We start from the raw sequence: 21,898 nt of genomic DNA on the forward strand, positions 1-21,898 counted from the left end.
CCGTTGGTTGCGTTGGTTGGCCGTCCTTCGTCATTTGAGGCTTTCCATATAGGCGGAAAGCTGCCGCAGCTCATCACTGGAGAGCGGAACCATCGGCATGTTGTTTCCCGGTTTCAGTGTCTGCGGATCGGCGATCCAGGCGGCAAGTGAACCGCGGGTATTATCGAGCAACCCTGCCGCGATCGTCTGGCGACTTCCGACATGGGTCAGGTCCGGCCCCGTCGATCCCGATGCCTCGGTTCCGCGTATGGTATGGCAGGCCGCGCACGGCTTGCGCATGAAAAGAGCCTTGCCGGCAGTCGCCTCCGGATCGGCAGACGATACGCTACTCGCCCTCTGTGCGGCGGCCCAGCGCTGATAGTCAGCCATATCCTCGGCAATGACGAACAGCGCCATATGGCTGTGCTGAAGCCCGCAGAATTCCGCGCATTGACCGCGATAAACACCTGGCCGCTCCGCTCGTATGGTTATGACGTTCTGCCGGCCGGGAATGAGGTCGCGTTTACCGGCGAGGCTCGGTACCCAGAAGGAATGAATGACATCCAAGCTTTCGAGCTCGATGCGAATATCGACGCCAACCGGGATATGCATCTCATTGGCCGTCTGAAAGGACTTGGTCGGATCGGCATCATCGTAGATGAATTGCCACCACCATTGCTGCCCGCGAACCTTGATCGCGAGACCTGCATCCGCGGGCATGCCGAGGCCGCGCGTTGCATAGAAGCTCGCAATCGTCAAACCAGCGATGACGACAACGGTCGCTGCAACAGCCGCCGTTACCAGCTTGCCCATCCGCCGCTCACTTTCGGAGCTTGGACTTTCGCGTGGTGTCCTGGCCCGCGACGTCCTGGCGCGCAGCAATGCGAGGACCAGCGCGAACATGACCAGTGCCCACACGGCACAGCAGACGACCACGATCCCGATAATGAGATGCTTGAGCTGAACGGCCGCGGCCCCCTCGGCATTCAGGGCCGACTGAGCGCCGTTGCATCCTGCAATCAGGATGGTCGACAGGAACAGGAAAACGGCAGCGCCCGCTTTCAAGGCGATGGCCCCTGCGTTGCGTTCGGTCCGGCAGGGCCTTCATCGAACAGGATTGCCGCCGGCGCGCGGTTTTCCGCCGGGCGCGTCTGCTTGTCGTCATTGCGGCTCGGCGCGGTGGTCTTCGCCTTATATGCGCCAATCGTCTGGACGTAGCCTGCGAGCTGCCAGGTCTCGTCGATCGTCATCTTGTCGCGAAAGGCCGGCATTCCATGCGGGCGGCCGTCGCGGATGGAGGCTGCGATCGACACCATCTCCGGACCATAGAGCCACCAGCCATCCAGGAAAGAGGGGCCGATTCCGCCACGCCCGTCTCCATGGCATGCTCCGCAACCGAACCAGGAATAGAGCCGTTTGCCCTGGCTGAGATCGTAAGCGGTGGTCTCGTAGGGTTTGCCGAGCGCAAAATAGATTTCCGGGGGAGCGCCGCTGATCCCGTTCGGCATCAGGCGCAGTTCATCCAAAGCGGCTCCCACCGGAGGATCCGTTCGATATTGCCGTCCTTCTCGCGCATTGCCGATGACGGCGACTGCCCCGAGGCCTGCCAGAAAGGCGCCGATCCAGAACATGCGATCCAGGAATTCTCTGCTGACCTCCCATGACATGTTTGATGTCTCAACCTTCTGCGGGCATCAGCCGGCGGGTGACATGTATGTATTCGTCATTCGCCAGCCTTCTCGAGCTCCATCCACTCGCTTCGATCTTGCCGGATCCATTGCCTGGCCGGTTTTTCCCTGTGCAGTCACGATGAAGATCCTCGATTCCTACAAAGAACCAACGACAGGCATTTCTGTTCCCCATCGCTCATATCGGCGGCAATGGACCGATGCCCGTCAGGTTCGTCGCTAGAGATCGATGAGCGCGTATGGTTTGCCCGTTGGCTTTTCGATATGGGCCGCAACATTATAGACGGGAGCTCCCGCGGGTGTGCGGCCCTCATAGCTTCCCCGGTGTGCGTGTCCGTGGACAACTGCATCGACCTTGAAGCGGTCGATCGTTTCGGCAAGACGCGACGAGCCGAGAAAAGGAAAGATTTCGGGTGGTTCGCCGACGACGGTTTCGGTGATCGGCGCATAGTGAAGAACCACCATGGATCGACTGGCGCGAACCTGGCGCATGGCGTTTTCCAGCCGCATGGTTTCGTCGACGCTTTCCGCGACCATCGCCTTGATGGCAGGCTCTCCGAAAGAGCTCAACATATGACGTCCGAACCCTCCGGCAAACCCTTTCACGCCGACGAAGCCAACACCCTCGATCTCGACGGCCCTGCCATTCAAAAGCTTCACGCCGGCATCCGTGAGAATGGCCGTCACTTCCTCGACGGCGCCGCTTTCATAGTCGTGATTGCCCAATACCGCCACCACCGGCACCGTACAGTTGCGCAGGTCGGTGGCAAGCAATTCGGCCTCTTTCGGCTTGCCGAGATCAGTCAGATCGCCGGCAATCACCAACACATCCGCTTCCGAACAAATATCGGCAAAAAGCGACTTGTAGGATTGCTCCCGATCTTCCTTCACGTGAAGGTCGGCAACGGCGGCTACCCTCAATTTTCGTCGCTGATCGTTGGCCATGGTCAGTTCTCCTCGTCGGTGCGCAATTCGCCATCGCCGCCCACATCGGCAAAACCCCATTCCTCCACATCGATCTGGAAATCGACCCGCGAATACATTCGGCCTCGGCAAATCTTCATTTGCGGCAAGGGCAAGTCACGTTGTGCACTTAAGCGATCGAGCAGCTCATCCATCAGCCAATCGGGAACCTTGTCGCGCTCGGAGGGATAGATCCAGCGAAAGTTGAGAAGCTGGATCAGCAACACCTCCCAGTTCACCTCCAAATATCCCAGCAATTTTCTCCAGTTGATCTTGTCATGGGCCTTCAGGATCACATGCGCGATGTCGGCGCCATCGTAGCGGTGCCGCAGCTGGACGAAGCATTTGGACCAGATGAGTTCGGTAGGCCCCACGACGCGGACGGAGCAACCGCACATTTCGAGCTGGCGGGCGTCCTCGAACCACTCATCGCCAACCGGCATCGTTCCGTTTGACGATGCAAAGATCACATCGAAGAAGTGGGGGCCCTTCGAGATCTTCCCCAGCCAGCGCTCGTCCTTGACCTCCACCGCGTAACCCTTGTCCTGAAAATGCGCGAGAATGCGCGCATAGTCGCCCGCCTTGCAAAAGACGTCGAAATCCTTCGTGGGACGGGAAATTCCGGTATAGGCGCTGACCGCATAAGTGCCGGCGACCAGGAACGGGATCTGCGATGCCGCGAGATCGTGGACGGCGGCAGCGACAAAAGGCTCAGCATCCGGGTCGATCAATTGAGGCACGGCCTTCGCCTCGATCGGCACGTTGCCGGTGAGGCTTCGATCCATATCCGAGGGAACATTCATCAGACCACCGCTTCGCTGAAAGACACAGTAAGATCAACGCCGCCAGTCGAAGTCCTCATCGAGCTGCGCGGCCAGGTGCCGGCGAGCCCGGTTGATGCGGCTTTTGACCGTGCCGATCGCACACTCGAATCTTTCGGCCGCGTCGTCGTAGGAGCGCCCCTCGATGACAACGTATTCGAGCACCGCGCGATAAGGCTCCGGCAGCTGATTACAGGCACGCTCCAGTTCCTTCGCGCGGATCGTCCACTCCTGCGACGGCGCTTCCACGCCAACACCGGAGACGCATTTCTTGGTTCCGGGCGACTCGCGCTTGGCTATGCGGAATTTGGTGCAGAAAGTGTTGCGCATGATGGTGAACAACCAGGACTTCAACCGCGTGCCTGGATCGAACTGCCCAATATTAGCGAGCGCCTTGGTCAAGGTTTCCTGAACCAGATCATCGGCATCGACAGAGTTTCTATGGAAAGTTCTGGCAAAGGCGCGAAGAGCCGGAATGAGATCTACGATTTCGGCCTCCAGATCAGCGATCTCGTGATCAGTGGATTGGGATATATCGTGCACGACGCTCTCCTTGTGGCCGCGATACCGGTGCGATTGACGCGACGTTTGCGTCGCCGGCCGATGTAAACGCCACAACGTGGCGCGAAATATCCGCGCAGATGGCGGCCAGTCATGTGAACAATCTAGTGCTGAGCGAGCCGGCGCATTGAAGCCAGTTTCTCAGCGCTTTTCGCATCTACTAAGGAACGGCCCCGCCCTCAGCTTGTTCCGTGCGTTTTTTACGTCCTTCCGGTATTGTTTCGCGCAAACCGAGCAGACTCAGAATCTCGCAGTGTATCAGTTCGACGGCAGCGGAACGGATCAAATTCACGTCGGAAGGGTTGATCTACACCATCGAACTCCCCTATCGCAGGAGATCAAGCGCTATGGACCGAACCATCGAACGTAATGCGCAGCGGAGGCCATGTTTGAAGACCTTTGCAAGGCCGACTGTTCAAGAGCATGTGGTCTGACGAGATGAGCCAAGGCTACAGTCACCTCTTTTCCGGCCGCCGGGTTTTGATCGTGGAAGACGAGTATCTTCTTGCAAACGAGGCGCGCCGTCAGCTGGTGAAGCTCGGCGCCATTGTCATCGGACCGACAGCGCGAGTCGACCAGGCTCTCGAACTGATCCAGGACGAAGATGTCGACGCAGCCATTCTCGATATCAATCTGGACGGTGAAATGGTGTTTCCCGTGGCCGATAGGCTGAATGAACTCAATATCCCTTACGTCTTCGCAACCGGCTATGATCCGTCGATCATTCCGGCGCGTTTTACCGGCTTCATTCTTTGTGAAAAGCCGATCGAGATAGAGCGCATTGCACGAGCTCTGTTTGGCCCGTGGCAACAGGATTCTTGAGGAACGCTCGGCACCAGGGATGATCATCAAAACCCCGAAAGTTGTTGTCCAACTTTCGGGGCTCGTTCGATCGTGACGCGGGCTTTTGGCGTTCTTTGCGGAATCAGGTCGTGCGTTCTGCTGCGCGCGGTCGCCACTTGATCAGGCGGCTCTCGACGAAATCCAGGACCAGATCGATCAGCAGGACAAATACCGCCAGGATGAAGATCCCCGCGAAGACGCCGACGGCATCGAAATTGCCTTCCGCCTGGGCGATGAGGTATCCCAGACCGGCCGATGCGCCCAGATATTCACCGATGATCGCACCAACAACCGCAAAACCGACGGATGTTCGAAGCGAAGACAGAATCCAGCTCGCCGCAGCCGGAAAATAGACGTGACGCAGCAGTTCGGACTTCTTCGCGCCGAGGATGCGAGCGTTCGACAGCACCACGGGGTTGACTTCACGCACGCCCTGCATCGCGTTGAAAAAGGTGACGAAGAACACGAGCGTGACGGCGAGGGCCACCTTCGACCAGAGGCCCAGGCCAAGCCAAAGGACAAAGATCGGAGCAAGAACCACGCGCGGAATGGCGTTCAGGCCCTTGATGAACGGATCGAGGATACGCGCAGCCGAGCGCGACAGTCCGAGCCATACCCCTGCCGCGACGCCAAGTCCCGTACCGATGATGTAGCCGAGCACCGTTTCCGTAAGCGTGATGCTCACGTGCTTGAAAAAGCTTGGATCGGCAACCCATGCGAACACCTGCTTTATGATATCGACAGGCGAGGGAAAGAAGAAGACGTCGACCAAGCCGAGGTTCACGCCGATTTCCCAACCGCCGACGATGACCAGCAACAATGCCAGTTGGGTAAGTCTTTCAGTCATGGCGTTCATAGCTTTTCTCCACTTCACCGCGCAGGGAAGCCCAAATATTGCGATAGAGGTCGGTAAAACGGGGATCGAGCTTGATCTCCGCGACATCGCGAGGCCGCTCCAGATCGACAGGGAAACTGTCGATGACACGCGACCGCGGACCTGAGGCCAGAACCACAACACGATCCCCCAGAGCAATTGCTTCCTCAAGATCATGCGTAATCAGAACCACAGCCCGCTGCTCTTCCTGCCATAGGCGAAGCAGCTCATTCTGCATAAGATGGCGGGTATGAATATCCAAGGCGGAGAAGGGTTCGTCCATCAGGATTACCTTCGGCCCCGTTATCAGCGCCTGCGCCATTTGCACACGCTTACGCTGGCCGCCGGAAAGCTGGTGCGGATAGCGGTCCTCGAAACCCTTGAGACCGACCTTCGCCAGCCATTTGAGAGCCTGCTCCCGCCGCTCGCCCGCGCCGACGCCTTGGAACAAAGGGCCCAGTTCCACATTCTCGAGCGCGGTTTTCCAAGGGAATAGCGCGTCCTGCTGAAATAGATAGCCGATGTTATTCTGAACGCCCGAGACCAGAGCCCCATCGATGGAGACAGATCCCTTCGCTGGCTTCAAAAGTCCCGCGATTGCATTCAGGATCGTACTTTTGCCACAGCCCGTCGGCCCGACAATGGCGACGAATTCGCCATCGGCTACCGTCAGATTTACATCCTGGACCGCAACGAAGGAGCCGAAGGACATGGTAACGTTTTCAATTGCCACCATTGCTTTGGGCGAGGCCCCGGCATGGGGCGTCTGTTTTGCCGGCGCGAACGCTGCCACGGACATCTTAACCTCCCTTAATTCGATGCCGCCGCCGGCACCTTAGCTACGAATTCGTTGGTAAAAGTCTTCGACAGATCGATCTTGGCCGCCTTGACCTTGTCGTTGAACGAGGTCAGGACATCGAGAGGCGTCTTGATATCTTTTTCGTCGAGCAGCCCATCCGTCGAAAAGATCTGCCGCGCGTTTTCAACTGCCTTGATGTATGTCTCTTTGTCGCCCGAAATGAATTCCGGCGGAAGCTTTTCGACGATCTCCGCGGCGCTGTGCGTCTTCATCCATTGAAGCGCCTTCACCGTTGCATTTGTGACCTTCTGGATCGTTTCCGGATTTTTGGAAATGTAGTCCTGCGTGGCGTAGAGGACCGATGTCGGATAGATGCCGCCATAGATCTCCTTGGCGCCGTCGTCATTCCGGGCGTCGATCAGGATCTTTCCGACACCCTTCTCGACAACGAACGTCGCCGCAGGGTCGTAATTTACGAGCAGATCGATCTTGCCTTGCTGAAGCGCTGCGACCGCAGCCGAGCCCGAGCCCACGCCGATAATCGAAACGTCGTTCGCCGAGAGACTATGTCGCTGGAGATAGTAGCGAATGAAGAAGTCCGAGGATGAACCCGGAGCGGTGATTCCGATCTTGGCGCCCTTGATCGTTTCCGGGTTTTTCGGATCGAATTTCGCGTCTTTGCCGCCGGCCAGAACGAGCCCTGAATTTCGCCCGAGCTCCACGAAGGCGACAACGTGCTTGTTTTGCGACTGCATCTGAATCGTATGATCGTAGAAGCCGACGGCGACATCCGTCGAGCTGGCAACCAGTGCCTGCAAGGTCTTCGATCCGCCCGACGCGAAGTTTTCGACGGTAACCTCCAGACCCTCTTTCTCATAAAGGCCCAAGCCCTGCGCGACCGGGAAAGGCAGGTTGTTGAGGTTGTAGGAACCGACGCTTATGCGAACAGGTTCCGCCAGAGCCGTTCCGGATAGCGCGACCGCCGCAGCGAGTGCGAGAATAAGCTTTTTCATTCGATCTCCTCCATTTTGGCACCCTCCCGGCACCATAGGTTGATTGATTATGCGGCACAAACCAGCGTTTTGGCAGGCTTTGCAAAGACATGGCCCTCAAAAAGCCTGCGCGCCGTGCGAAGAATCCCGGCGACGAGCTTCCCATCCCGCAGCTGCAGCTTCACGTCCAGATGGCCGCTGGGATGTTCAATGGAAAGCACGACGGGCGGTGTTTGAACGCCGATAAGGCGGGACGCCACAGTGTTTTCGCTCACACAGGCCGTTGCAATCCCGACAGCGCCTGTCGTCGCCAGTGACGGATGGCATTCATTCGGCATGAAGTAGCGAACATTCAACGCGCCGCCTTGTCTGGCTGGAGAGATGAGAACCGGTTTCGGAGTGACTTGACTGCGGACATCACCCATTCCCATTTTCTCGCCGGCAAGGATACGAAGTTTTTCCAGCCGCTCGATCAACGAATGATTGCCGTTCAATTCAGCAGCACTCTCATATCCGGTCACACCGAGTGAAGCGGCCTCGACAAGGAGCATCGGCATCGCGCAATCGATACAGGTCACATCGATACCGGCGATCGTCTCTATCGATTTGCCGCTTGGGAAAAGCTGGCCCGTTCGGGCACCCGCCGCATCCTTGAATGTGAGCGCGATCGGAGCAGCCTGGCCGGGTACGCCGTCAATTCTTGCGTCGCCGAGATAGGCAACCGCGCCATTCGGTGTCGGAACCTCGGCTTCGATCATCTTGCCGGTGTTGACGTTGAATATCTTGACGAGCGTGGTGTCTCCGGCGACCGGCACAAGCCCCGCCTCTATCGCGAACGGCCCGACAGCCGCCAGCATGTTCCCGCAATTGGGGGAGGTATCGACGATCTGCCGGTCCACGCGAACCTGCGCGAACAGATAGTCCACATCCGCGCCAGGCACCGTTCCCGGGCCGCAGATGGCAACTTTGCTGGTGACCGGGTTGCCCCCTCCAATACCATCGATCTGAAGCGGATGCCCCGAGCCCATCACGGACAAAAGCACCTGATCCCGCTCGGCCGGGTCCTGCGGCAAGTCCGACGCCAGAAAGAACGGGCCCTTTGAGGTGCCGCCCCGCATCAGGACACACGGTATGGAGAGCAAATCATTCATGCGTTTTTCTCGCCAAGTAATGTGTTTAGCGTATTAATCCGCTTCGTTATTGCTATTATGGAATTAATGATTGATATGTGAAATGCTAAGATCGAGGGCATTGATACGAAATGAACATCAATTGTGAGATCCTTGACCTGAGAGCGTTCCTGGCCGTCGTGGAACTGCAGGGCTTTCATCGTGCTGCCGACCAGCTGAACATGTCGCAACCTGCGCTCAGCCGGCGGATTCAAAAGCTCGAACAGGCGATCGGCGCGCCGCTGCTGGAGAGGACGACGCGCCATGTCGCGGCTACTGCTCTCGGAACCGAGCTCGTGCCTCTGGTGCAGCGTATGCTCGAGGAGTTCGATGGTTCGCTATTCTCGATGCGGGAACTGGGAGCCAAACGCGGAGGCTTGGTAACGATTGCCTGCCTGCCGACGGCAGCCTTTTATTTCCTGCCTTCCGTCATTCGGCAATTCAATCAGGAATACCCGAACATTCGGCTTCGGATTCTCGATCTTACCGCGACCGACGCACTGCAGGCGGTGGCGCGCGGCGAGGTCGAATTCGGAATCAACATCATGGGAAGCTCAGACAGCGATCTGGTGTTCGAGAGGCTGGCGGAGGATCCCTTCGTCCTGGCAGCCAAACGAGACCATCCGCTGGCCGAAACGACGGAAGTGCGATGGCAGGATCTCGAGCCTTATCCCCTTATTACGGTTCATCGCTCCAGCGCGAACAGGACACTCCTGGACGCGGCTCTGGCGAGAGCGAATATCAAGCTCAACTGGTTTTACGAGGTCACGCATCTTTCGACGTCACTCGGTCTGGTCGAAGCCGGATTGGGAATTTCGGTGCTGCCGAAGATGGCGACACCACAGGGCGAACACCCCTTCCTGATCACACGCCCCATTCGAAATCCGGAGATCTCCCGCACCATCGGTGTCGTCCGGCGTCGAGGGGGGAAGCTTTCGCCGGCCGCGGAGCATTTCATGCGCATGCTGATTGGCGCATGGGCGCAAAACTAGACAGGGCGGCTCAGCGATCCCGTGAAAAGCTGAACCGCCCTTTTCCATGGCGAACTTCACCTGCCCTTCCGCGCCGTTCAGCTCCATGCCGAGCTGCCGGATGGCGTGGGTCGGGTGGGCCGGATGTTAGACCGAGGTCGCAATCGCGACCGCAAAGTCGTGATAGGAGTGCAGCGAACGACCCAGGATCGTGGTTAGCCGTTCGACGTCGCCAGCCTCAGGAATCATGCCGTCACTGACATAGCGCTCCGCCATCAGGCGCATCTCATAGGCCGTCCACTTCGGCATGAAGCTCGCCATGCTCTGCTCGAACCCACTGGGATCGTCGCCGCCGTAGACGACCGGGCGGCCCAGGATATCCGACCAGATCTTCGCCACGCCAGGGCCGGTCAGCGTGTCGGGTCCGACCAGGTTGATGGTCTCGATCGGCAGCTTGCCCGAAGCGGAATCGCGGCGGATCAACTCGATCGCGGCGACCTCGGCGATATCGCGGGCATCCACCATGGCAACGCCCTTGCTGCCGATCGGCATTGGATAGACGCCGTGATCAAGGACCACGTCCCTGATCATCAGCTCATTGTCGATGAAGTAGGTCGGACGCAGGATGGTGGCGCTGAAGCCCATCTGCACGAGCATGCGCTCTGCGCCGAACTTGACGGCGAAATGGGGCACGTTTACCGCCCGATCGGCTTCGAACACCGACAGATAGACAACGCGGTCGACGCCCGCCTCGCGAGCAACATTGAGCGCGATGATCGCCTGGGTGAATTCGTCGCCGGTAACGGCATTCAGCAGAAACAGCGTGCTTATGCCATGGAAGGCGCCACGCAGGGCATCGATGTCGAGCAGATCGCCCTGAGCGACCTCGACGCCGGCCGGAACATCAGCCTTCGAGGGATCGCGCGTCAGGATGCGCACCTTGGCACCGCGCTGCGTAAGCTGTTCGACGACATGACGGCCGACACGGCCGGTGGCGCCAGTAACGAGAATGGTCATGGTGGTTACTCCAGATTGGGTTCAGTTGACATCCACCAAGTTAATGATCCAAATTAATCCCGATAGACGCTATATCTGGACGCATCGTCTCACTGGTGAAACACATGGATCTGCTCGCCCTTGCCGACTTCAATCTGGTTGCCCGTTATGGCGGGTTCGGTAAAGCCGCACGCGCAGCCGGCCGTCCGAAGGCAACGCTCTCCCGGCGCGTGGCCGAGCTGGAAGCAAATCTCGATCTGCGCCTGTTCGAGCGAGGCGCGCGAACGCTCAAGCTCACGGAAGAAGGACGCGCTCTGTTCGAGCGTACAGGCGCTCTGCTGATCGAGCTCGACGAGACGGCGAAAGCGATCGCTTCGGGCGGTCGCAGCCCGCGCGGCCGATTGCGCATCAGCGCGCCTTTGCTCTTCTCGCAGACGGCCATCGGTAAGCTAGCGGCCGGCTTTGTCATCAAGTATCCCGAAGTTCAGCTTGAGATCACGACGGAAGACCGGACTGTCGACATGATCGAGGAAGCCTATGACCTGGTCATCCGCGTCAATCCCGAGCCGGATGCGAACCTAGTCGGTCGCGTTTTCCTCCGCGATCGTTTGGTGGTCGTGGCTAGACCGGACTTCATGCCGCCGACAGACCGCAGTCCGTTGCCGGCAGTCACCCGAGGAGCACTGAGGCAAACCGAAACGTGGGAGGTGACGACATCGGCGGGGAAGTCGACGATAACAGTCAAGCCGGTTCTGAGCCTGTCGTCTTTTCTCATGGTCCGCGATGCGGTTCGCCTGGGTGCGGGCGTGGCTCGCCTGCCCCTGTCGCTGGCAAGTTCCGATCTTGCTGCCGGCACCCTGGTGCATTGGGGCGATGTTGATGGACCCGATACCGCACTCTGGGCGCTCTATCCGACACGTCGCCTCCTCAGCGCCCGCGTCTCGGCCCTTCTTGACTATCTGAAGGAGACTTTCCAGCACGGGACAGCCGATGAACTCGCGGCCTATGTCGGAGAATGAAGAAGCGGCGGGCAAGGTGGGCAGGGCTAACGCGATAATCTGCAACATCCGGATACGGCCGCTGAGGGCTGCCGATTCCACATGCCGGTCGCGGGACTGTCATCACCCGCTGCTGCCTACCGGAGGATCAAACCGCCACACGAAATTGCACATTTTTCGTGCGTATTTTTGACTTGCTGAATTTTTAGAAGAAAGACTTTGCCGCCGGGTAATAAAATCAATGATTTGCAAACTGGCACGCACCTTGCTTCCCTGAAAATCGAGTTGGTGGCTAGGGTTCCGGCGTTTGGATAAAGCGTGCTGGTCCGAGAGCCACCACCGGTTGGGGGAGAAATCCCACCGGATGCACGGCGGGATAAAAGCCCGGGAGACCTCGTAAGCCAAGGGATTGGCGGCGCGATGGTCTTTGCCGATCCCTTTTTGAAAAAAGCAAAAGGGGAATTTCTATGCAGACTTTTTCGAAGATCTTTTCCGTAACGGCCCTTTCGATATCGCTGACCCTCGGGCTCGGTTCCGTCGCCAGTGCCGCGCCGAAAACCAGTTTCAAGGTCGCCTGGTCCATCTATGTCGGCTGGATGCCCTGGGGCTATGCGAGCGACCACGGCATCGTCAAGAAATGGGCCGACAAATACGGCATCAACATCGAGGTCACCCAGTTCAACGACTATGTCGAGTCGATGAACCAGTACACCGCCGGCACCTTCGACGCCGTGACGCTGACCAATATGGACGGTCTGTCGATCCCCGCCGCCGGCGGCGTCGATACGACCGCCGTCATCGTCGGTGACTTTTCCAACGGCAATGACGCGGTCATCCTGAAGGACAAGACGAGCCTGGCCGACATCAAGGGGCAAAACGTCAATCTCGTCGAATATTCCGTCTCGCACTATCTGCTCGCCCGCGCGCTCGACAGCATCAAGCTTAGTGAACGCGACGTGAAGGTGGTCAATACCTCCGACGCCGACATGGTCGCGGCCTACAAGACGCCCGACGTCTCCGCCGTCGTGACCTGGAATCCGCTGGTCTCGACCATTCTCGAAGAACCTTCCGCCAAGAAGGTCTTCGACAGTTCGCAGGTGCCCGGCGAAATCATCGACCTGATGGTCGCCAACAGCAATGTGCTGAAGGACAATCCGAATTTCGGCAAGGCGCTGGCCGGTATCTGGTATGAAACGGTGGCGCTGATGAAAGCGGACACGCCCGAAGGCAAGGCTGCGCGCGAGGCGATGGGGGCTGCCTCGGGCACGGACCTGAAGGGCTTCGAGGCGCAGCTTGCCGCAACCAAGCTCTTCGACAAGCCTGCCGAGGCGGTTGCCTTCACCGCCTCGCCGAACCTGCCGAAGACGATGAATCTGGTGCGTAGCTTCCTGTTTCAGAAGGGCCTGCTCGGCAATGGCGCGCCATCGGCCGATGTCATCGGCATCGAAATGCCCGATGGCAAGGTTCTCGGCGACAGCGCAAACGTCAAGCTGCGCTTCACGGAAACTTACATGAAGGCCGTCGCCGACGCTTCACTCTGAGCGAATCTTCACCGGCGGCGCCCATGCGCCGCCTGCCCCTTCATTCGCGGAGTTTCTCATGCGTTGGATTAACACCAGGCCCAGTCCCGGCGCACAGCTTGCCCTGACGCTCCTGCCTTTTGCCCTGCTGATCGTCGCCTATGGCGCCGGTTCGGCGGCGCGGCTTGCCGAAAACGCCAACGACAAGCTGTTGCCCAGCCTTGCCGGCTTTGCCGACGCCATCAACCGCATGGCCTTCATTGCCGACCCGCGCACGGGAGAATATCTGCTATGGTCGGATACCGGGGCAAGCCTGATCCGGCTTTTCGCGGGCCTCTGCATCTCCACCGTCACAGCGCTGCTGATCGGCATGCTCATCGGCATGCTGCCTTATCTCAGAGCCCTGCTCTCTCCCTTCGTCGCCGTCATCTCGATGGTGCCGCCGCTGGCGCTTCTGCCGATCCTCTTCATCGTCATGGGTCTCGGCGAGACGTCGAAGATCGCTCTCATCGTCATCGGCGTCGCGCCGACGATGATCCGCGACCTGGCGCTGAAGGCGCTGGAATTGCCGCGCGAGCAGATCGTCAAGGCCGAGACCCTCGGCGGCTCCTCCTGGCAGATCGCACTTCGCGTCGTGCTGCCGCAGATCCTGCCGCGACTGATCACCTGCCTCAGGCTGCAGCTCGGGCCGGCCTGGTTGTTCCTGATCGCGGCGGAAGCGATCTCGTCCGATTCCGGGCTGGGCTACCGCATCTTTCTCGTCCGCCGCTATCTGTCGATGGATGTGATCTTTCCCTATGTCGTCTGGATCACCCTGCTTGCCGTGCTCATGAACTATCTTCTCGATCGTCTGCGCATCGCCGTCTTCCCCTGGTCCGAACTGGAGAAGCAGGCATGAGCGAGCTCAGGATAGACAAGGTCTGGAAGGAATATGGCGACCAGATCGTGCTCGAGGACCTGTCCTTGACGGTCGCTTCGCGAGCCTTCGTCGCTCTGGTCGGCCCGTCCGGTTGCGGTAAGTCGACCTTCCTGCGCATGCTGCTGGGGCAGGAACAGCCTACCCGCGGTACGATCTTCCTCGACGGCGCGGCGCTGCCCGCCGAGCCGGGCGCGGATCGCGGGGTAGTCTTCCAGCGCTATTCGGTCTTTCCGCATCTGACCGCGCTCGGCAACGTGCTGCTCGGCAAGGAACTTGCGGCCTCGCGCTACAAAGCCAAACTCTTCGGCGCCGCGCGCCGCGATGCGATCGAGGCGGCGCGTCAGCTCATCGCCGAAGTCGGCCTTGCCGGCGCCGAGGACAAATATCCGGCCCAGCTTTCCGGCGGCATGCAGCAGCGACTGGCGCTCGCCCAGGCGCTCATCATGCGCCCCAAGGTCCTGCTGCTCGACGAACCCTTCGGTGCACTCGATCCGGGCATCCGAGCCGAAATCCATACGTTGATGAAACGCCTCTGGCACGAGACACAAATGACCGTGGTCATGGTGACCCATGACATGCGCGAAGCTTTCACGCTTGCGACCCGCGTCGTCGCCTTCGAACGCCGCCGCAACCGGCCGGAAGAGAAGGAACGCTACGGCGCGACTATTACCAAGGATATTTCCATCTGGCCGCCGCGCATCGCCGGCGCGCCATCGATCTTCAGCCCCGACCGGGACGGCCCGGTCGCTTCCCTGGGGCACCGCCGGGACGACCTGGCTTCGTCGGGAGAAATCCAGCCATGACAACACATGTCAGACGTTCGCCGGAAGAAATAGCCGCCAACCGCGCGCGCTACGAAGAGCATCAAAGGAAGGGCCTGGAATTCGCGCCCAAGGCCCTGCCCGGGGCAAGCCCCTTGCCGGCGCCCGAAATCGCGCATGACAAGATCGTCCACCGCGAAGTGATCCCCGGCGGCTGGTACTGGTCGACCCGCCTCCGGAAACACGAAACGTTGCGCGTCAGCCTCGATCATGGCTTCTCGACGCTGTCCCTCGTCGCCTGGAGCGCCGCCGACACCAGCGAGAGGCTGAACCTGCCCGATACGGTAAAGATGCAGTGGACGACCGCACTCGGCAAAGGCCGGGTGATCTTTTCGGACATGGGCCGGGTGATGTTTTCGGTGGCGGAAGATAGTTCCGGTGCCCATGACGCGCTCATGGGTGGCTCGACCTTGTCATCGAATGCGGCGAAATACGGGGAAGATAAGCGCAACACGCGAGACAACCTCGTCCTGCTCGCCACCAAGGCCGGGCTTGATAAGCGGGATATTCCCTCGGTGCTGGCGCTCTTCGCCCCAGTCCGCGTCGACCGGGACGGCACGTTCCTATGGAAGCCGGAGCTTTTGCGCGGCGGCGATTATGTCGAGCTGCGTGCCGAGATGGACCTGATCGTCGGCTTTTCCAATTGCCCGCATCCGCTCGATCCCGACCCCGGCTACCGGCCGAACCCGGTGACCGTCACACGTATCGCAGCCGTGGAGCCATCGACCGACGACCTGTGCCGGACCGCGACCGCCGAAGCCGTGCGCGGATTTGAAAACAACGTGCTGGCGGCGATCTGAGGGGGGGGCGAGACCATGAGCGATTTCATCCAGACAGCACCGGGCCGCACGCTCGAAAACGCCGTGCAGGATCATGTCATTGCCGCGGAAGCGCCGTTCTCGACGGTGGTCCGGAAAGGCCAGACGTTGCGCATCGAGGATAGCTATGGCCAGCAGGCAATCGACACGCTGTTCTACAATGCCGCCGACTTCTCCGAGCGCTATTCCAACCAGGATACGATGCGCGAACAGGGTGCCGCCTATATCTCCACGCATACGAAGATCATCTCGAATGAGGGCCGGGTCATGCTGACCATGACCGCAGACAGTTGCGGTCGTCACGACACGTCGGCCGGCGCCTGCTCCTGCGAAAGCAACACGGTGCGCTTCGGCCACGGCACCAAATACCTCCATGCCTGCCGTGACAATTTCGTTCTGGAAGTCTCCAAGCATGGCATGAGCAAGCGCGATATCGTTCCCAACATCAACTTCTTCATGAACGTGCCGATCGGACCGTCAGGCGAGATGACGATCGTCGACGGCATTTCCGCGCCGGGCGATTATGTCGAACTGAGAGCGGAAATGGACGTGCTGCTCGTCATCTCCAATTGCCCACAGATCAACAATCCCTGCAACGGTTTCGATCCGACACCGATCCGGGTGCTGGTCTGGGACAGCGAGGCCTGACATGTTCAACAAGGTTCTGATCGCAAACCGGGGCGAAATCGCTGTCCGGATCATCAAGACGTTGCGGCGCATGGGCATCGCCTCCGTCGCCGTCTATTCCGATGCCGACCGCTTTTCCAAGGCGGTGCTGATGGCTGACGAAGCGGTGAGGCTCGGCCCGGCGCCAGCCAGTGAGAGTTATCTCGATGTCGATGCCGTCATAGCTGCCTGCAAGACGACCGGCGCCGAGGCCGTGCATCCGGGCTATGGCTTTCTTTCGGAGAACATCGGCTTTGCCGAGCGGCTTGCGGAGGAAGGCATCGTTTTCATCGGTCCGGCACAAGACAACATCGCCGCCTTCGGACTGAAGCATAGGGCCCGTGAACTGGCCCGCGAAAGCGGCGTGCCGCTGCTGCCCGGCAGCGGCCTCTTGGAAACGTGCGATGAAGCGCTGAAAGCCGCAACCGAGATCGGTTATCCGGTCATGCTGAAATCCACCGCCGGCGGCGGCGGCATCGGCATGCAGCTTTGCCACGGCCCGGAAAGCCTGAATGCCGCCTTCGAGAGCGTGCAGCGCACCGCGCGCGCAAGCTTCGGCGATGCGCGTGTCTACCTCGAGCGTTTCGTGGCCAACGCCCGCCATGTCGAGGTGCAGATCTTCGGCGACGGCAAGGGCCGGGTGATCGCGCTCGGCGAGCGCGACTGCTCCTTGCAGCGCCGGAACCAGAAGGTGATCGAGGAGACGCCGGCGCCGGGGCTATCCGATGCGGTTCGGACCCGCCTCCATGCCGCGGCCGTCGCACTCGGTATCTCCGCCCACTATCAGTCGGCGGGAACGGTCGAGTTCATCTACGACCCCGCACGCGAAGAATTCTATTTCCTCGAGGTCAATACCCGCCTGCAGGTCGAGCATCCCGTGACCGAAGCGGTCTTCGGCATCGATCTCGTCGAATGGATGATCCGGCAGGCGGCTGGCGAAGACGTTCTCACGGGCAAGGAGAACCTCGTTCCCAAGGGTGCAGCCATCGAGGCGCGCATCTATGCCGAAATGCCGCACGCCGACTTCAGGCCGAGCGCCGGGCTGCTGACCGAGGTTGTCTTTCCGGACAAGATACGTGTCGATGGCTGGATCGAGACAGGCACCGAGGTTAGCCCCTATTACGACCCTATGCTTGCCAAGGTGATCGTGACGGGCGAAGATCGCGCAAGTGCGATCGAGGCGCTCGGCAAGGCGCTCGAAGAGAGCACGATCTCGGGTATCGAGACCAATCTCGACTATCTGAAAGCCATCGCCGCCTCGGATCTTCTGGCGAGCGGCCATGTGGCGACCACGGCTCTCAAGGATTTCGTCTTCCTGCCAGATGTGGCCGAGGTGGTTTCGCCGGGCGCCCAGTCGAGCCTGCAGGAGCTGCCGGGGCGGCTGGGCCTCTGGCATGTCGGCGTGCCACCAAGCGGACCGATGGACGAGCGATCCTTCCGCCATGCCAACCGGCTGGTCGGAAATGCCGACGAGACGGCGGCGCTGGAGCTGACCGTCTCAGGACCGGTGCTGAAATTCTTCTCGGATGTCACGATCGCACTTGCCGGCGCGCAGATGCCGGTGACGCTCGATGGCATGCCGGCTCAACATGATGCGGCGATCCTCATCAAGGCGGGCCAGACGCTTTCGATCGGTGCGATCGCGGGGGCCGGCCAGCGGGCCTATCTCGCCGTTGCCGGCGGGTTCGCGGCCCCGGAGGTGCTCGGTTCGCGCGCGACCTTCGGCCTGGGCCAGTTCGGCGGTCATGCGACGGGACCGCTTCGCGCCGGCCATGTGCTGCGGCTTGCCCGGGCTCCGCAGCCCGGATCCAAGCCGGCCAACGCGCCGGCCGAGCTTACGCGTGAATGGGAAGTCGGCGTGCTCTACGGCCCGCACGGCGCCCCCGATTTCTTCCTGGAGGACGATATCGAAACGCTGTTTTCGACCGAATACGAGGTTCATTTCAACAGCGCCCGCACCGGCGTCCGCCTGATCGGCCCGGCGCCGAAATGGGCGCGCGCGGACGGCGGCGAAGCCGGGCTTCATCCCTCCAACCTGCACGACAATGCCTATGCCGTCGGCGCGATCGACTTCACCGGCGACATGCCCATCATTCTCGGCCCCGATGGCCCGAGCCTCGGCGGTTTCGTCTGCCCGGCGGTGATCGCGCGCGACGAGCAATGGAAGATGGGCCAGTTCAAACCGGGCGACAAGATCCGCTTCCGCGCGGAAAAACGCGCCGGGGACCCGATCGCCGGACCGGTGGTCAAGCGCATAGGCGACGATGCGGGGGCCACGATCATGGGGCGCAGCGAGGCGGGACCCGTGCCCGTGGTCTATCGCCGGCAGGGGGACGACAATCTGCTGGTCGAATATGGGCCGATGCAGCTCGACATCGCGCTGCGCCTGCGCGTGCATCTTCTCATGCAGGCGATCAAGGAAGCAAAGCTTCCGGGCGTCATCGACCTGACACCGGGCATCCGGTCGCTGCAGATCCATTATGACGGAACGAGCCTTGCGCGCACACGCCTTCTCGGACTTCTGAGCGAAATGGAGGCTTCGCTGCCGCCGGCGCAGGCGGTGAAGGTGCCAAGCCGGATCGTGCATCTGCCGCTCTCCTGGGATGATCCCGATGCCGAACTTGCGATGCGCAAATATCAGGAGCTCGTCCGCCCGAATGCGCCCTGGTGCCCGTCGAATATCGAGTTCATCCGCCGCATCAACGGACTGGCCGACGAACAGGCGGTGCGCGACATCGTCTTCGACGCCAGCTATCTCGTCCTCGGGCTTGGCGATGTCTATCTCGGGGCGCCGGTCGCAACTCCGATGGACCCGCGCCATCGGCTGGTGACGACGAAGTACAATCCCGCCCGGACATGGACGCCGGAAAACGCTGTCGGCATCGGCGGCGCCTATATGTGCATCTACGGCATGGAAGGCCCCGGCGGCTATCAGCTCTTCGGCCGCACGATCCAGGTCTGGAACACCTGGCGCCAGACGCCGGTCTTTTCCAAGGAAAAGCCGTGGCTGCTCGACTTCTTCGACCAGATCCGCTTCTTCCCTGTGAGCCACCAGGAACTGAGCGAAGCGCGCGCCGCCTTCCCGCATGGCGGCTATCCGATCCGCATCGAGGAGAGCGAATTCTCCTATGCGGCCTATGAGGCGGACCTTGCCGCCAACGCGCTGGCGATCGGCACCTTCAAGGCTCGCCAGCAATCGGCCTTCGAGGCCGAGCGGCAGCGCTGGAAGGATCTCGGCCTCGACAGCTTTTCCGTCGACGAGGATAGTGGTCCCGGTCTCGCGGGCGACATCCCAGCAGGTTGTTTCGGCGTTGAGAGCGCCGTGCCCGGCAATGTCTGGAAGGTCCTCGTCGAGGAGGGGCAGCCCATCGTCGCCGGCGAGACAGTCGCCATCATCGAATCCATGAAAATGGAAATCAACGTGACCGCCCACGCCGCGGGCCGCGTCCGCGATCTGCGCGCAGGCCCCGGTCGCAACGTCAAAGCCGGCGATGTCCTCGTCGTGCTGGAGGAAATCTGATGCTTCCCACTATTCTCGATCTCGCTTCGCTCCAATCCGCCTATGCGGCCGGTTTGTCTCCTTATGATCTTGTCGAGGAGGTGATCCGCCGCCGCCAGACGTCCGACGATCCGGCGATCTTCATCACGCCAACCCCGGACGACGATCTGCGCACTGCCGCCAAGGCGCTGCTGGCCCGCGCGCCGAAACCGAACAGCCTGCCGCTCTGGGGCATTCCTTTCGCAGTCAAGGACAATATCGACGTCGCGGGGCTTCCGACCACCGCCGCCTGCCCGGCCTTCGCCTATCATCCCGCCGAGGATGCGACGGTGGTAGCCCGGCTGAGGGCCGCCGGGGCGCTAGTGATCGGCAAGACCAATCTCGACCAGTTCGCCACCGGCCTCAATGGCACGCGCTCGCCGCACGGCGCACCGCGCTCGGTCTTCGACAGGGATTATGTGTCAGGCGGCTCGAGCTCCGGTTCGGCGGTCGCCGTCGCTTCGGGCCTCGCCAGTTTCGCGCTCGGCACCGACACGGCCGGTTCGGGCCGTGTGCCGGCGGCCTTCAACAATCTCGTCGGCATCAAGCCCACACCGGGGCTCGTGCCGAATGTCGGCGTAGTACCGGCCTGCCGCAGTGTCGATGTCGTTACCATTTTTGCCGCGACCGTCGGCGACGGCGTTGCGATCCGCAAGGTGATGGAGGGCTATGACGCCGCCGACCCGTTCTCGCGCAAAGCGGCATCCACCAGCCTGCCCGCCTCCGGACTGCGGATTGGCGTGCTCGACGAAGCAGAACGGGAATTCTTCGGCAACAGAGATGTGGAAGCCCTTTACGACGCTGCAATCGAACGGGCGCGCGCGCTCGGTGCGACCATCGTTCCCTTCGATTATACGCCCTTCCGGCTGTCGGCCGAGCTGCTCTATAACGGACCTTGGGTCGCCGAACGGCTGGCCGCGGTGAAGGATTTTCTCGCCAGCAATGCCGATGATTTCGACCCCACGGTGCGCACCATCATCGAAGGCGCGAAAGCCTATGATGCCGTCGATGCCTTCGAAGGCAGATACAGGCTCGAGACGCTGCGCCAGAAGACCCGGCGGGAATGGGAGAAGGTGGATATCTTGATGCTGCCGACCTCGCCGACCACTTATACGGTCGAGGAGATGATGGCAGACCCCATCGTCAAAAACGGGCATTTCGGCCGATACACCAACTTCGTCAATCTGCTCGATTGTGCGGCGATCGCCATTCCGGCCGGCTTCGACGCCAACGGCCACCTGCCGGCGGGCGTGACGCTGATCGGCCCGGCCTTCACTGACGAGGCACTGGCCCCCTTCGCCGACGCCATGCATCGGACCTTGAGCGCGGGCATGGGTCGGGATCGCGCGGCAACGATCCCCGACGCAAGCCGTGTGCCTCCGGCGGATGACGGTTCGGTACCGATCGTTGTCGTCGGGGCACATTTGAGCGGCATGCCGCTCAACCACGAGCTCACCTCCTCCGGTGGCTATCGGCTGAAGACCTGCCGAACGGCCGGCGACTACCGTCTTTTCGCGCTGCCGGGGACTGTCCCGCCCAAGCCGGGACTGGTGCGTGAACCGGGCTTTACAGGCGGCGGCATAGAAGTCGAGGTCTGGGCGGTGTCACCGGAGGCCTTCGGCCGCTTCGTCCAGAAAATCCCAGCCCCGCTCGGCATCGGCAAGGTTACGCTCGATGACGGCACGGCGGTTTCCGGTTTTCTCTGCGAGGCCCACGCCACCACGGCGGCCAAAGACATTACCGAATTTGGCGGCTGGCGAAATTTCATTCGCGCGGCAGAGACCATGGCTTGAACAACGGAGGAACGAGATGAGAAAACTCCTCCTGCGGGCAATACAGGTCCTTCTCCACGGCCTGATCGCCAGAACGCTTGCAATTGATAGTCGTGATTTAACGCAATCCTCCCGCGGTTCCCGGCGAGGCATCCCGCGAGAATGATCGATCGTGCCAAGCGAAGCCGTG

Annotated in this window: 20 protein-coding genes and 1 riboswitch; of the genes, 10 read left to right on the forward strand and 10 right to left on the reverse strand. The window is 60.8% G+C overall.

From position 1 onward, the window contains the following. Window positions 1-30: 30 nt before the first annotated feature. From coxB to FHT84_RS10540, 5 genes are all read right to left on the reverse strand, one after another. A complete protein-coding gene (gene coxB / locus FHT84_RS10520; RefSeq protein WP_183762100.1) occupies window positions 31-1,044 on the reverse strand; it encodes a cytochrome c oxidase subunit II in 1,014 nt (337 codons plus the stop codon). Beyond that, on the reverse strand, window positions 1,041-1,610 hold the full coding sequence (locus FHT84_RS10525) for a cytochrome c (RefSeq protein ID WP_183762189.1): 570 nt from the start codon (window positions 1,608-1,610) through the stop codon (window positions 1,041-1,043). The genes coxB and FHT84_RS10525 overlap by 4 nt, the downstream gene beginning before the upstream one ends. A gap of 276 nt (window positions 1,611-1,886) precedes the next feature. After that, window positions 1,887-2,612 (reverse strand): metallophosphoesterase, encoded by a 726-nt coding sequence (locus FHT84_RS10530; RefSeq protein WP_183762103.1) that lies wholly within the window; start codon window positions 2,610-2,612, stop codon window positions 1,887-1,889. 2 nt (window positions 2,613-2,614) lie between these two features. Continuing rightward, window positions 2,615-3,433: a nucleotidyltransferase family protein gene (locus FHT84_RS10535; RefSeq protein WP_145644800.1), complete on the reverse strand. Its 819-nt coding sequence runs from the start codon at window positions 3,431-3,433 to the stop codon at window positions 2,615-2,617. A gap of 33 nt (window positions 3,434-3,466) precedes the next feature. Further along, on the reverse strand, window positions 3,467-3,994 hold the full coding sequence (locus FHT84_RS10540; RefSeq protein WP_348647340.1) for a sigma-70 family RNA polymerase sigma factor: 528 nt from the start codon (window positions 3,992-3,994) through the stop codon (window positions 3,467-3,469). A 456-nt stretch (window positions 3,995-4,450) separates the two neighbouring features. On the opposite strand from FHT84_RS10540, the gene FHT84_RS10545 reads away from it, so the two are divergent. Further along, entirely contained in the window at window positions 4,451-4,834 is a 384-nt protein-coding gene (locus FHT84_RS10545) for a response regulator (protein ID WP_112345551.1), read from the forward strand. A gap of 103 nt (window positions 4,835-4,937) precedes the next feature. Here the strand turns inward: FHT84_RS10545 and FHT84_RS10550 are convergent, their stop codons facing one another. The 4 genes from FHT84_RS10550 to FHT84_RS10565 form a co-directional block, all read right to left on the reverse strand. Next, window positions 4,938-5,711, reverse strand: a complete 774-nt coding sequence (locus FHT84_RS10550) for an ABC transporter permease (protein WP_169645449.1) — start codon at window positions 5,709-5,711, stop codon at window positions 4,938-4,940. After that, window positions 5,695-6,465 carry an ABC transporter ATP-binding protein gene (locus FHT84_RS10555; RefSeq protein WP_183762194.1) on the reverse strand — a complete coding sequence of 257 codons (771 nt, stop codon included), beginning with the start codon at window positions 6,463-6,465 and terminating at the stop codon, window positions 5,695-5,697. The genes FHT84_RS10550 and FHT84_RS10555 overlap by 17 nt, the downstream gene beginning before the upstream one ends. Window positions 6,466-6,539: 74 nt before the next feature. Beyond that, the gene (locus FHT84_RS10560) at window positions 6,540-7,541 is read right to left on the reverse strand and encodes an ABC transporter substrate-binding protein (protein WP_183762106.1); all 1,002 of its coding nucleotides are present in this window, start codon (window positions 7,539-7,541) and stop codon (window positions 6,540-6,542) included. A 47-nt stretch (window positions 7,542-7,588) separates the two neighbouring features. Continuing rightward, window positions 7,589-8,671 carry a 4-oxalomesaconate tautomerase gene (locus FHT84_RS10565; RefSeq protein ID WP_169645452.1) on the reverse strand — a complete coding sequence of 361 codons (1,083 nt, stop codon included), beginning with the start codon at window positions 8,669-8,671 and terminating at the stop codon, window positions 7,589-7,591. A gap of 110 nt (window positions 8,672-8,781) precedes the next feature. On the opposite strand from FHT84_RS10565, the gene FHT84_RS10570 reads away from it, so the two are divergent. Beyond that, the gene (locus FHT84_RS10570) at window positions 8,782-9,681 is read left to right on the forward strand and encodes a LysR family transcriptional regulator (protein WP_112345546.1); all 900 of its coding nucleotides are present in this window, start codon (window positions 8,782-8,784) and stop codon (window positions 9,679-9,681) included. Between the two features lie 126 nt (window positions 9,682-9,807). Here the strand turns inward: FHT84_RS10570 and FHT84_RS10575 are convergent, their stop codons facing one another. Beyond that, window positions 9,808-10,677: an NmrA/HSCARG family protein gene (locus FHT84_RS10575; RefSeq protein WP_112345545.1), complete on the reverse strand. Its 870-nt coding sequence runs from the start codon at window positions 10,675-10,677 to the stop codon at window positions 9,808-9,810. 104 nt (window positions 10,678-10,781) lie between these two features. Between FHT84_RS10575 and FHT84_RS10580 the strand changes: the two genes are divergently transcribed. The 8 genes from FHT84_RS10580 (at window position 10,782) to atzF (ending at window position 21,729) form a co-directional block, all read left to right on the forward strand. Further along, window positions 10,782-11,675: a LysR substrate-binding domain-containing protein gene (locus FHT84_RS10580; RefSeq protein WP_112345544.1), complete on the forward strand. Its 894-nt coding sequence runs from the start codon at window positions 10,782-10,784 to the stop codon at window positions 11,673-11,675. Window positions 11,676-11,935: 260 nt separating this feature from the next. Then, window positions 11,936-12,047: riboswitch (guanidine-I (ykkC/yxkD leader) on the forward strand. Window positions 12,048-12,121: 74 nt separating this feature from the next. Further along, window positions 12,122-13,195, forward strand: coding sequence for a putative urea ABC transporter substrate-binding protein (locus tag FHT84_RS10585; RefSeq protein WP_183762109.1), 1,074 nt, complete (start codon window positions 12,122-12,124; stop codon window positions 13,193-13,195). Between the two features lie 58 nt (window positions 13,196-13,253). Further along, entirely contained in the window at window positions 13,254-14,072 is an 819-nt protein-coding gene (locus FHT84_RS10590; protein WP_183762112.1) for an ABC transporter permease, read from the forward strand. After that, window positions 14,069-14,896: an ABC transporter ATP-binding protein gene (locus FHT84_RS10595; protein ID WP_183762115.1), complete on the forward strand. Its 828-nt coding sequence runs from the start codon at window positions 14,069-14,071 to the stop codon at window positions 14,894-14,896. The genes FHT84_RS10590 and FHT84_RS10595 overlap by 4 nt, the downstream gene beginning before the upstream one ends. Continuing rightward, window positions 14,893-15,714: an urea amidolyase associated protein UAAP1 gene (locus FHT84_RS10600; protein WP_183762118.1), complete on the forward strand. Its 822-nt coding sequence runs from the start codon at window positions 14,893-14,895 to the stop codon at window positions 15,712-15,714. The genes FHT84_RS10595 and FHT84_RS10600 overlap by 4 nt, the downstream gene beginning before the upstream one ends. Window positions 15,715-15,729: 15 nt before the next feature. After that, entirely contained in the window at window positions 15,730-16,380 is a 651-nt protein-coding gene (locus FHT84_RS10605) for an urea amidolyase associated protein UAAP2 (protein WP_183762121.1), read from the forward strand. Between the two features lies 1 nt (window position 16,381). Next, a complete protein-coding gene (gene uca / locus FHT84_RS10610; RefSeq protein WP_183762124.1) occupies window positions 16,382-19,918 on the forward strand; it encodes an urea carboxylase in 3,537 nt (1,178 codons plus the stop codon). Next, window positions 19,918-21,729: an allophanate hydrolase gene (atzF, locus tag FHT84_RS10615; RefSeq protein WP_183762127.1), complete on the forward strand. Its 1,812-nt coding sequence runs from the start codon at window positions 19,918-19,920 to the stop codon at window positions 21,727-21,729. The genes uca and atzF overlap by 1 nt, the downstream gene beginning before the upstream one ends. Window positions 21,730-21,898: the final 169 nt, after the last annotated feature.

It is taken from the genome of Rhizobium sp. BK289, from assembly GCF_014193575.1.
GTDB classification, from domain to species: domain Bacteria; phylum Pseudomonadota; class Alphaproteobacteria; order Rhizobiales; family Rhizobiaceae; genus Rhizobium; species Rhizobium tropici_C.

Bases quoted from the DNA above. Each gene is read 5' to 3' on its own strand.
- FHT84_RS10575 (WP_112345545.1), bottom strand. From the start codon at position 10,677: ATGACCATTCTCGTTACTGGCGCCACCGGCCGTGTCGGCCGTCATGTC.
- FHT84_RS10535 (WP_145644800.1), bottom strand. From the start codon at position 3,433: ATGAATGTTCCCTCGGATATGGATCGAAGCCTCACCGGCAACGTGCCG.
- uca (WP_183762124.1), top strand. From the start codon at position 16,382: ATGTTCAACAAGGTTCTGATCGCAAACCGGGGCGAAATCGCTGTCCGG.
- FHT84_RS10560 (WP_183762106.1), bottom strand. From the start codon at position 7,541: ATGAAAAAGCTTATTCTCGCACTCGCTGCGGCGGTCGCGCTATCCGGA.
- FHT84_RS10545 (WP_112345551.1), top strand. From the start codon at position 4,451: ATGAGCCAAGGCTACAGTCACCTCTTTTCCGGCCGCCGGGTTTTGATC.
- FHT84_RS10585 (WP_183762109.1), top strand. From the start codon at position 12,122: ATGCAGACTTTTTCGAAGATCTTTTCCGTAACGGCCCTTTCGATATCG.
- FHT84_RS10555 (WP_183762194.1), bottom strand. From the start codon at position 6,465: ATGGTGGCAATTGAAAACGTTACCATGTCCTTCGGCTCCTTCGTTGCG.
- FHT84_RS10525 (WP_183762189.1), bottom strand. From the start codon at position 1,610: ATGTTCTGGATCGGCGCCTTTCTGGCAGGCCTCGGGGCAGTCGCCGTC.
- FHT84_RS10600 (WP_183762118.1), top strand. From the start codon at position 14,893: ATGACAACACATGTCAGACGTTCGCCGGAAGAAATAGCCGCCAACCGC.
- FHT84_RS10580 (WP_112345544.1), top strand. From the start codon at position 10,782: ATGGATCTGCTCGCCCTTGCCGACTTCAATCTGGTTGCCCGTTATGGC.
- atzF (WP_183762127.1), top strand. From the start codon at position 19,918: ATGCTTCCCACTATTCTCGATCTCGCTTCGCTCCAATCCGCCTATGCG.
- FHT84_RS10530 (WP_183762103.1), bottom strand. From the start codon at position 2,612: ATGGCCAACGATCAGCGACGAAAATTGAGGGTAGCCGCCGTTGCCGAC.
- FHT84_RS10565 (WP_169645452.1), bottom strand. From the start codon at position 8,671: ATGAATGATTTGCTCTCCATACCGTGTGTCCTGATGCGGGGCGGCACC.
- FHT84_RS10590 (WP_183762112.1), top strand. From the start codon at position 13,254: ATGCGTTGGATTAACACCAGGCCCAGTCCCGGCGCACAGCTTGCCCTG.
- FHT84_RS10595 (WP_183762115.1), top strand. From the start codon at position 14,069: ATGAGCGAGCTCAGGATAGACAAGGTCTGGAAGGAATATGGCGACCAG.
- FHT84_RS10605 (WP_183762121.1), top strand. From the start codon at position 15,730: ATGAGCGATTTCATCCAGACAGCACCGGGCCGCACGCTCGAAAACGCC.
- FHT84_RS10550 (WP_169645449.1), bottom strand. From the start codon at position 5,711: ATGAACGCCATGACTGAAAGACTTACCCAACTGGCATTGTTGCTGGTC.
- FHT84_RS10570 (WP_112345546.1), top strand. From the start codon at position 8,782: ATGAACATCAATTGTGAGATCCTTGACCTGAGAGCGTTCCTGGCCGTC.